The sequence below is a fragment of the Kitasatospora sp. MBT66 genome, assembly GCF_000710405.2.
In the GTDB taxonomy this organism is placed as follows: domain Bacteria; phylum Actinomycetota; class Actinomycetes; order Streptomycetales; family Streptomycetaceae; genus Kitasatospora; species Kitasatospora purpeofusca.
Genome location: NZ_JAIY01000003.1, coordinates 202,141 through 211,316, shown reverse-complemented (window position 1 = coordinate 211,316; position 9,176 = coordinate 202,141). Strand labels below are relative to the sequence as shown.

General features: G+C 73.9%; 4 protein-coding genes and 1 pseudogene. 2 read left to right on the top strand and 3 right to left on the bottom strand.

From position 1 onward, the window contains the following. From BI06_RS50230 to BI06_RS45355, 3 genes and pseudogenes are all read right to left on the bottom strand, one after another. Window positions 1–1,708: pseudogene (locus tag BI06_RS50230) on the bottom strand (hypothetical protein); the annotation flags it as partial. 262 nt (window positions 1,709–1,970) lie between these two features. Beyond that, complete coding sequence (locus tag BI06_RS02880; RefSeq protein WP_051740338.1) at window positions 1,971–3,488, bottom strand: lipase maturation factor family protein; 1,518 nt, start codon at window positions 3,486–3,488, stop codon at window positions 1,971–1,973. A 482-nt stretch (window positions 3,489–3,970) separates the two neighbouring features. Next, window positions 3,971–5,047 (bottom strand): GAF domain-containing protein, encoded by a 1,077-nt coding sequence (locus BI06_RS45355; RefSeq protein ID WP_078879639.1) that lies wholly within the window; start codon window positions 5,045–5,047, stop codon window positions 3,971–3,973. Between the two features lie 558 nt (window positions 5,048–5,605). Between BI06_RS45355 and BI06_RS02870 the strand changes: the two genes are divergently transcribed. Further along, complete coding sequence (locus tag BI06_RS02870; RefSeq protein ID WP_082558312.1) at window positions 5,606–6,877, top strand: acyl-CoA dehydrogenase family protein; 1,272 nt, start codon at window positions 5,606–5,608, stop codon at window positions 6,875–6,877. Between the two features lie 378 nt (window positions 6,878–7,255). Beyond that, window positions 7,256–9,176: sensor histidine kinase KdpD (locus BI06_RS02865; RefSeq protein ID WP_233289984.1), on the top strand; the 1,921-nt coding region annotated here is incomplete at its 3' end.

The window sequence follows — 9,176 nt, the reverse complement described above, 5'->3', positions numbered from 1 at the left end:
CGACCTCCGCGACCGGAGCCTCGTCCACGGCCTCGACAACCGGCTCGACCGGCTCCTCGGCCACGACCTCGGTGGTGACGGTCGGCTCGGTGACGGCCGGGGCTTCGGCAACCGGCTCGACCTCGGCGGGAGCCTCCGAGACGGGCTCCTCCTCGACGTCGACCGTGGTCTCGGCGACAGCCTCGACCTCGGGCTCGACCTCGGCGACCGGCTCGGGAGTCTCCTCCGTCACGATCGGCTCAGCCTCGACCTCAGCCTCGGCCCCCGGCGCGACCTCGACCGCAAGCTCGGGCTCGACAACGAGCTCGGGCTCGACAACGGCCTCGACCTCGGCCACGGGCTCCGGCTCCACCTCGGCCACGACCTCTGCCTCGACCTCGGTGGCGGCGATGGTCTCCGCCTCCGGGGCGGAGGGCTGGACCGGCGGGGCCGGGGTGGTGCCGACCAGGTCGTCGGCGGCGGGCGAAGGGGCCGGGAGGGTGACGACCAGCGGCTGCTCCTCGGCCGGGGCCTCGGCCTCCGGGCTGTCCGCCTCGGTCACGGGCTCGGCGGTGACGGCCTCGGCCTCCGGGGCGTCGGTCTCCACCTCCGCCGCGACCTCAGCCTCGTTCTCGGTCTCGATCTCGGTCTCGGCGGCCACGTCGGCGACCGCCTCGGTCTCCTCCGTACCCGTCACGTCGGCCGCTACGTCAGCCGTCACGTCGACCGCAGTGTCGGCCGCCTCCTCGGCGACCGGCGACACCAGACCGTCCCGCTGCCCGCCCGCGAGGGCCTGGCGGGCACCGTAGGCGGCCTCGGCGGCGCGGCGGTCCGCGCGGGCGGCGGCCAGCTCGGTGAGGAGCTCGCCGAGGCCGGCGTCCTCCAGGGTGGTGCGCAGGCCGCGCACGGTGGGCAGGCGGTAGAGGGTGCCCTCGTCGGCCGCGAGGCGGTCGACCAGGTCGACGAGGTCCGGGAAGGACAGCCCGTCGAGGTCCTGGCCGGGCAGCAGGCGGGCGAGTTCGCGCACCCCGGTGTTGATGGCCTCGAAGGCCTGCGCCGTGCGGTGGGCGAGGGCGGCGTCGGACGGCGCGGTGGGCAGGGTGCCGGCGGGCGCGAGGGCGGCCCAGGCCCGGCGCTCGACCGCGGCGGAGGCGAGTGCCTCGTGCAGGTCCTGGCCGCGGGGGCGGCCGGTGGTGACGGCGAGGGCCGCGGCCTGCTTGCGCAGCGAGCGGCCGCGCAGCCAGGACAGCTTGACGCCGCGCTCGCGCCGCCAGGTCCGGTCGGCGGTGGCGGCGATCAGGGAGTCGAGGTCGGCGTCGTACGCGGCCGGGGCGAGCACGGTCGAGGTGCGGCGCAGGAGCTGGAGCATCTCGACGAGTACGGCGGTCTTCCCGACGGTGTCCGGCGCGTCGATCTTGACATCGGCGGCGAGCGCGGTGACGTCGTCCCAGACCTGCTGGAGGTCGTGTCCGCGCAGTTCGGCGAGGACGGTGGACGCGGCGCGCGCGTCCTCGGGAGTGGCGACGGTGTCCAGGGCCGCGTACCAGGGGTGGGTGTCGGAGGTGAGGGTGAAGGCACCGAGTTCGGCGTAGCGGCCGAGTTCCTCGCGGAGGTCGGTGTCGGTGGTGGTCGCGGCGGCCGCGGTGTCCGTGGCGGCCGTGGTGTCCTTGACGTCTGCGGAGCCGGCTGCGTCGGCCGCGTCGGCGTTGCGGGAGTGAAGCACTGTCATGTGAGGTCCGGTTCTGGGCGGCTGCGGCGGGGGCGTGGGCTGGCGGCGAGGGGGCGGCGGTCCGGGTGCGCGGTGCGGCCCCGGCGGGTGGGGCTGAGGGGGCGCGCGGTAGGGCTGCCGGTCGGAGGCCAAGAATACGGGTGCCCGTTCGAGCCATGCACGCACCCACCGCTCCTCGGGGCGGTGTGGCGTGCCACAGCGCCCGGCCGGGCGCCACCGGGGAGGGCCGGTCGGGTGGTCCGCGTCAGCGGTCGTCACCCGGTCATCCCCCGTTCGGGGCACGCCCGGACCGGCCGTCCGGGTCCGTACCGACCGCACCGGCCCTGCCCGGTGCCGGTGGCGGGTGGTGTCCGGCGCGGGCGAGGGCGGCGAGGTCGACCGGCGCGAGGTACTCGGTCAACGGTGTGCGGTGCCACCAGGCGCGGGTCTGCCGCAGTTCGCGCCAATCGGTGAACCGGTAGCGGTGGAGGGTCGCCCGGACGTGGGTCGGCGGGGTGTCCGGGAACGGGTTGTGCCGGAGCAGGCGCAGGGTGTCCCGGTCGTTGACGAGCAGCCGGGCGACGAACGGCAGGAACCACGGCCGGGCGTAGCCGGTGGAGATCGCGGCGAACCACATCAGCCAGTCCAGCCGCAGGTGGTAGGGGGCGTACTGGCGCGGGAGGCGGCGGACGTCGCCGGGTTTGCCCTTGAAGCCGTACTCCTTCCACACGGTGTGCCGGGTGACCACCGGTTCGTCCGTCCCTTCGAGCACGACCTCCTGCCGGGTGCGGCTGACGCTGCCGAACGCGCCGTAGGTGTTGACCAGGTGGAGGCGGTTGAAGGAACGGTTCATGACCTGGCGGGGCGAGACCATGTTGCGGACCGGCCAGTAGCTCAGGACGAGCACGGCGGCGGTGAGCGCCAGGGCCAGGGCCTCGAACCAGACCGGGGCGGCGGGGTAGTCGCGCGGGTGGACGGGCAGGCCGAGGCGGGCCGGGTCGACGGCGGCGAGGGCGAGCGCGACGGTGAGCCAGTTGAGCCAGGCGAAGTTGCCGGAGGCAACCAGCCAGAGCTGGGTGGCGACGACGACGCAGGCGGCGAAGGTCGCCACGGGCTGCGGGAGGAGCAGGCAGACCGGGACGAGGAGTTGGGTCACGTGGTTGGCGGCCGCCTCGACGCGGTGCAGCGGACCGGGCAGGTGGTGGAAGAACCAGCTGAGCGGACCGGGCATCGGCTGGGTCTCGTGGTGGAAGCGCAGGCAGGTCAGGTCGCGCCAGCAGCTGTCGCCGCGCAGTTTGATCAGTCCGGCGCCGAACTCGACCCGGAAGACCAGCCAGCGCAGCAGCCACAGGACGGGGGCGGGCGGGGCGGTGTCGGCGTTGCCGAGGAAGGTGGCCAGGAAGCCCGCTTCGAGCAGCAACGATTCCCACCCGAACGAGTACCAGGTCTGCCCGACGTTGACGATCGACAGGTAGAGGACCCACAGCACCGCCCAGCAGAGCATCGACACCCCGAGCGGGACGGCATCGCCGAGGCCGCCGAGGAGGGCGGCGGAGAGCGCGGCGCCGGTCAGGGCCGCGGCGGCGAAGAAGCGGTCGCTGTAGTGGAGGTGGAAGAGTCCGGGCGCCTGCCGGAACGGGACCCGGGCGGTGAAGCGGGGCACCGGGAGCATGCCGCGGCTGCCGATCAGGGCGCGGAACTGCCGGGCGGCGGCGAGGAAGGCGATCAGGTAGAGGGCGGCCAGCAGCCGTTGCACGAGCAGTCTGCTGAGCCAGTACTCGGGGGCGGCGAACCACTGCATGCGGCCCATGCCTACCACCGGCGGCGGCCCCGGGGACGGGTCCGGCGGGGCGGCGGCGGGCGGTTCACCCGGACAGCAGCGCGGCGGGGAGCCTCTCCTCGGGGGTGAGAGGCGCCCCGCCACGGTGGGACGGCTCGCCGCGGTGGGCGGCCGGCGCTGCGGTCCCGCCACGACGCGCGGTCGGGGCGCGTTCGGGACCTGGGAGGGACCTGGTCGGGACGTGGTCGTGCCGTGGGAGAAACGTGGTCGGGCGGTCGGACTGGGTCTGGCTGTCTCGCTGTCTGGCTGTCTGGCTGTCTGGCTGTCTGGCTGTCTGGCTGTCTGGCTGTCTGGCTGTCTGGCTGTCTGGCTGTCTGGGCCATGGTCGGGGCGCGGTGCCGCCGCGGTGGGCGGCCGGTGCTGCGCCGTACGGAACTCCGGTGGTGCGTACGCGGTCCGGGGGGTGACCCGCACGCGGTCCGGACGGGCCGGGCCGGTGGTGCTCAGCCCGGCAGGACGAGGCCGGTCTCCCCCGCGCCGAGGCCGGGGCGGCCGACCGGGGTGGTGCCGTTCTGCTGGAGGCGGTCCACCAGGAGGGCCGCGAGCGTGCCGAGTTCCTCCTCGGTGCGGGACTGCGCGGTGACGTCCATGCCGACCGTCAGCACGCCGGTGACCTGGCCGGTGCGGGCGGTGCGCAGCGGGGTGCAGGTGAAGCTGAAGATCTGCTGCCCGCGCTGGGCCTCGGGACGCAGGGACTGGACCCGCACCTCGTTGAGGACGGTGGCGCGGCCGGTGTGGTACGCCTCGGAGACCGCCTGCTGGAGGCCGGCGGCGCCGAGCTGGGGGTAGGCCAGGCCGACGGCGCCGTACGCCGCCGGGGCGCCGAAGGTGTCGGCGTGCTGGGCGTTGGCGTAGCGGATCTCCTGGCCCGGACCGTCGGTGAGCATGATCGGGAACGGCGAGCCGTCGAAGGCCGCGAACATCTCCTGCTGCTGGGCGAGCAGGTTGTCGCGCAGGCGGATCTCCGAGAGCAGGGCCTCGGCGAGGTGCTGGATGTCGCGCAGCCGTTCGCGGCCCCACTGCCGGGGTTCGCGGTCGAGCACGCAGACGGTGCCGATGACGGTGTTGGTGTCGTCGACGAGCGGGGCGCCGAGGTAGGCGCGGACTCCCAGTTCGTCGACGACCGGGTTCCCGGCGAACCGGGGGTAGGCGAGGATGTCGTCGAGCGCGAGGGGGGAACGCTGCGCGACGACGTGGGGGCAGAAGCCGTGACTCAGCGGCATCTCCCGGGTCGGAAGGTCGAAGGCGATGCCGCGATCGGCCCACGAGGAGCCTTCTTCGGCCACCGCGTCGGTGGAGTTTGGCGGGATGTAGAGCCCCCGGAACATCTGGCGCTCGTCGTTGATGAAGTTGACCATCGCGATGGGGGCGCGGGTGATGCTGGCGGCCAGGTGGGCGAAGCGGTCGAAGGCCTCGTCCGCGGTGGGCTCGTTGAGGCCCAGGCTGCGCAGCCTGCGGGCCCTCTCGGACTCGCCGGCGGCACCCGGGAACTGGCCTTGAGTGCTCATCACATCAGTCATGGCGCACATGTAATCAGACATCCGGCGCCTTAGGCGCTCCCGGCCCCTCCCCTTCCTCACTGCTGATGCTCAGTCAAAGCCGCATGTCGGCGGCGAGGCGGCGGGCGGCCCACCTGCGGCCCACCTGCGGGCGGCGAAGGGCCGTCCGGCGGGCCGCCGGGCGGGGACGGGCCGGGAACCGCGGGGCAACCGTTGCGGGAAGCGGCGGACAACCGGAACGGGAACCGGCACAAGCCCCGGATCCCAAAAGCGGGACAGGTCACTTCCCCGCCCGACACCGCTTCAATCCCCGGCAGTCCGTGAACGGCCCGAATCACGCCAATCCAAGATCCACTGTAGAGCGCTTACGGCACACATATGACAATGAGCCCTGCCGAAAAACGGCGGTCCCCAAGGGCAGCGTGGGCCACCGCCGGCACATCCGCACGCACCGGCTGCAACTCAGGGGCAACCGGCCGCCACCGTCACTCCCCCACCCCTCGGCGGCCGAAGCGGATCGGCTGCACGGACGGAGGCACATCCACCGAACCACCCGAACCGAGAGGACCTGGTATGGCGATGGACTACTTCACCGACGAGCGACACGAGAGCCTCCGAGCGGAGGTACGCGAGTTCGCGGAGAAGGAAGTACGCCCGCAGGTGGCCAGAATGGAGGCCGAGCGCCAGGTCGAATTCGAGCTCTCGCGGGAGATCGCCCGCCGTGGCTGGATCGGCGTCACCATCCCGCGGGAATTCGGCGGACTGGGACTGGGACACCTGGCCAAAACCGTGATCGTCGAGGAACTGTCGCGTGTCAGCGGCGCGATGGGGGCGATCGCGCAGGCCTCGCAGCTCGGCGTCGCCAAGGTGATCCACTTCGGCAGCGACACCCAGCGCCGCCACTGGCTGCCCCGGTTCGCCAACGGGACGGCGCTGCCCACGATCGCCGTCACCGAGCCGGAGTCCGGCGGCCACGTGCTCGGCATGAGCGGCACCGCCCGGCGCGAGGGCGACGAGTACGTGCTCAACGGCCGCAAGTGGTTCGTGGGCAATTCGCACATCGGTGACGTGCACGGCGTGGTGCTCCGCACCGGCGAGGGCAGCAAGGGGCTGTCCGCGTTCCTGGTGGAGAGCGACCGCCCGGGCTTCCGTACCGGCGAGCTGGGCTCGCAGAGCGGTCTGCACGGCTTCAGCTTCGGCGAACTCGTCTTCGAGGACTGCCGGATCCCGGCCGCCAACCGGCTCGGCCTGGAGAGCCAGGGCCTGGACGTGGCCTACTCGTCCTCGACCCTCTACGGGCGGCTGAACCTGGCGGCGGTCGCGCTCGGCATCCACCGGGCGATCGTCGAGGACACCGCGCGGTTCGCCGAGGAACGCATCATGTACGGCAAGCCGCTGTCCCAACTGCCGAACATCGCGCTCAAGCTGGGCGAGATGCAGTCCCGGCTGATGACCGCCAAGCTCGCCGCGTACCACGCCTCGCACCTGCTGGACCACGGCCGGCCGTGCGACGCCGAACTGATGAACGCCAAGCTGATCAACACCGAGTACGCGCTGGACTCGGCGCGCAACGCGATGGAGATCCACGCCGCCCGCGGCCTGCACGCCGACTTCCACATCGAGCGCTATCTGCGCGACGCCACCCACGTCTACCCGCCGGCCGGCACCTCTGACGTCCAGCGGCTGCGGCTCGGCCAGGTGGCCTCGGGCACCTACGGGAAGCAGTGGTCGGCCGAACTCGCCCATCTGGCCAGCTGGGCGTGGACCGAGCTGGCCGAGCGCGAGGCCGGGGCGGAGGCGCAGGCGCAGGGCGCTTCGGCGGCCGTGCTGCGGATGCCGCTGGCGGGCTGAGCCGGGCAGGACCGGGACCTCCCCACAGGTGCCCTTGACACGTCCCTGACGGCTTTCCGGCGGCCGAACCCCGGCCGCCGGAAAGCCGTCAGGCCCGCCCCGCACCTCACCCGACCTGCCGGAACGACCCCCGGGGCGAACCCCGGACGCCCCCGCCACCGTGTCATCACCCGTTCACATATCGTCAGTTGATGTTGCCCAGATGGCACCTGAGGCTGGTAGCGTGCCTGCAGTCGGCGGCCGTGCAGCTCCCGTCCGGACGGTGACCACACGTCACCACCTCCGGCAACCCTCCGGGCTCCGCCGGCCGTGGCGCCCCGCGACCGCGGTCGGACCGCACACGGACAACCGCCGTTCGGCCCTGCTACAAGGAATCAGATGCCAGGCATATCGGCCCCCCGGACGGGCCACCGCGCCGGCCGGTCCGGCTCCCTCCGCAGCTCGCTCCTCGCCCTCGCGGTGGTCCCCTGCCTCGGCCTCGCCGCCGCCTGGGGCTACGCCGCCTACCTGCTGCGCGACGCCGGGGAGCGCACCGCCCTCTACGGCGGCACCGCGGTGGTCGCCCTCGTCCTGCTCTGGAGCCTGGTCCGCGGCCTGCGCGCCGCGCGCACCCTCCCGGGCCGGCTCGCCGACCTCCACGCCGAGACCCTGGCCCTCGCCCAGCAGGAGATCCCCCAGGTCGTCGGGCGGCTCCAGGCCGGCGAATCGGTCCCGACACCGCCCGCCTGGACCCCGTCCCGGCGGATCGGCGACGAGGTCCAGCAGACCGCCGACGGCCTCGCCGCCGTCCGGCAGGCCGCCGTCGCCGCGATCGTCCACCAGGCCCAGGGCCGCGAGGGGACGAAGAAGGTCTTCCTCAACATCGCCCGGCGCACCCAGATCCTGATCCACCGCCAGATCAGCATGCTGGACGCGCTGGAGCGCGAGCACGAGGAACCCGAGCTGCTGCGCGAACTGTTCGCGGTCGACCACCTCGCCACCCGGATGCGGCGCAACGCCGAGAACCTGGTCATCCTGGGCGGCGCCCTGCCCGCCCGGCGCTGGCGCAACGCCGTCCCCATGGTCAACGTGCTGCGCAGCGCCGTCTCCGAGACCGAGAACTACTCGCGCGTCGTCGTCCAGGGCGTGCCCCGGGCCTCGCTCAGCGGCCAGGCCGTCGCCGACGTGATCCACCTCGTCGCCGAACTGATCGAGAACGGCACCACCTTCTCCCCGCCCTACACCCAGGTGCAGGTCTCCGCGCAGGAAGTGCCCAAGGGCCTGGCGGTGGAGGTCGAGGACCGCGGTCTCGGCATGGCCGAGGACGAGTACGAGCGGCTCAACGACTACCTGGCCAACCCGCCCGAGCTGGACGTCTCCGCGCTCGGCGACGACCTGCGGCTCGGCCTGTTCGTGGTCGCGCGGCTCGCGGCGCGGCACGACATCCAGGTCACCCTGCGGCCCTCGCCGTACGGCGGGACCAGGGCCGTGGTGCTGGTGCCCGCGCTGCTGCTGGAGCAGGCCGGACAGCCGGCCGCCCTCCCCGGCCTGCCGTCCGGTGCCCGGGTCACCCGGACGCCCGTGCCCGACCTGCCGCCCGGCGGCGGGGCGGACGCGGACGCGGAGCTCGGCGAGATCGACCAGGAGCTGTCCGGCGCGCTCGCCGGGGTCCTGGGCGGGCTGCTGGGCACCCCCCGGGCGGACGCCGAGTACCCCGCGGTCGGGTCGTCCGGCGTCGGACAGGCGGGCGTCGGCCCGTCGGTGACCGGGCAGACGGTGGCCGGGCAGTCGGTGGCCGGTGGGATCGAGGGCGCCGCGGTGGAGGGGGTCCCGGCTCTCGGCGCGGCTCCCGCACCGGCCCCGGCCTTCGCTCCGACTCCGGTCCAGGCGCAGGCCCAGACTCCGGTTCAGACTCCGGTCCAGGCGCAGGCTCCGGTGCAGGCTCCCGTCGTGGACCCGGTGCGCTACGGCGACGACCCGGCCGGAGTGCTCGGCGGTACGGCGGACCGGTTCGACGGCAGCGTGGTGATCGGCGAACTGCTCGCGCGCTACCCCCAGGGCGGCGCCCGCGACGAGGACGACCCGACGGTCAACGCCGGCCTGTCGGTGGGCTCGTCGATCCCCGGACTGCCGGGCGCCGTGGTGGTGGCCCGACCGGCCATGCCCCGGCCGTACGGCGAGCCGGGGGACGAGCCCGGCCCGGACGGGTCCTCGGCAGTGGCCGGGCCCTCGACAGAAACCGGGGCCCGGGAGTCGGCGGCAGGGGTCGGCGAGGGGCCGGCGGCGACCGCGCTCGCGGCGCTCGCAGCCGCGACGGCGG